The sequence below is a fragment of the Streptomyces aureocirculatus genome, from assembly GCF_000720475.1.
GTDB lineage: Bacteria > Actinomycetota > Actinomycetes > Streptomycetales > Streptomycetaceae > Streptomyces > Streptomyces aureocirculatus.
The window spans coordinates 1-1,149 of record NZ_JOAP01000133.1 but is presented as its reverse complement, the minus strand read 5'-3'; the positions used below and the strand labels follow the sequence as shown (position 1 = coordinate 1,149).

The 1,149-nt window shown below is 65.0% G+C and carries 1 pseudogene; it reads right to left on the bottom strand.

Annotated elements, in window-relative coordinates:
- Positions 1–199: 199 nt before the first annotated feature.
- Positions 200–1,030: pseudogene (locus tag IG78_RS48950) on the bottom strand (IS5 family transposase); the annotation flags it as partial.
- Positions 1,031–1,149 lie beyond the last annotated feature (119 nt).

Here is a 1,149-nt window from a genome sequence, read left to right as displayed (position 1 = left end):
CGGGTGTCGCTTTTCGTGGTCAGGTGCGGGGAGAAGTTGTCCAGCACGATCGCGATACGAATCCGGGGCGGGTGGAGGCTGCGCAGGTAACGGCAGAACGATCGTGGCCATGTGGTTCCTCCGTGCGGTGTGCTGCTGGCGGCTCCCACGGGCGACCTCGCTGTCGATTCCCTACGAAGCGATCATTTGTAATTCCTAAGCAGATGAGGCTGCAGCCCAACGAGACGAAGGCGTCGTGTAGTTCAAGGCGCCGCTCCCAACGCACGGCCATACGCTTGAACTGGTGGAGCAGGGCGAAGGTTTGCTCGACGACGTAGCGGAGCTTGCCCAGGCCCTTGGTGTTCGGGGCGCCCTCGCGGGAGATCACCGGCATGATCCGGCGTTTGCACAGTTCACGGCGGACGGCCCATGGAGTCGTACGCCTTGTCGCCCAGTGCGGAGTCGGGGCGCCGGCGAGGATGGCCCGGACGCCCGGCCACCGGCGGGATGCCGTCGACCAGGGCAAGGGTTTGCGTGATGTCGTTGACATTTGCCGCGGGGGTGATGACGTGGAGCGGAGTGCCCTTCCCATCGCAGATCAGGTGGTGTTTGCTACCTGTCTTGCGCCGGTCGACCGGCGACGGGCCGGTCGCGGCTCCCCTTTTTTCGCGCGGATGTGGGAGCCGTCCACGCACGCGCGGGACCAGTCGAGTTCGCCGACCGCGTTCAGCTTCGCGAGCAGGAGACGGTGTAACTGGTCGAAGACCCCGGCCTGTTGTCAGCGGTCCAGGCGCCGCCAGCAGGTCTGCCCTGAACTGAACCCCAGCTCCAGCGGCAAGAGTTGCCAGGCGATGTTCTGGTGCAGGACGTACAGGATGCCCTGCAGGCACAACCGGTCCGGCACCGGTTTCGGCCCCGGCGACCGCTCGGGCCAGGGCGGCAACAACGGTTCGATCACTGCCCACAAGGCGTCGTCCACGACCCACGGCCGAGTCGTCAGACCTACCCGAACGGTCAGATCGCCACAACAGTCACGCCCGGCCAGGGCCATTCAAGATCTTGTCACGAGCTCTTAGAACTCCTATCGCAATGACTTCAGGCGCCGCCAGCAGATGAGTGCGCATGCGAGGGTGAGGAAGGCTTCGTGGATGTCGTCGCGGATTTCCCAGC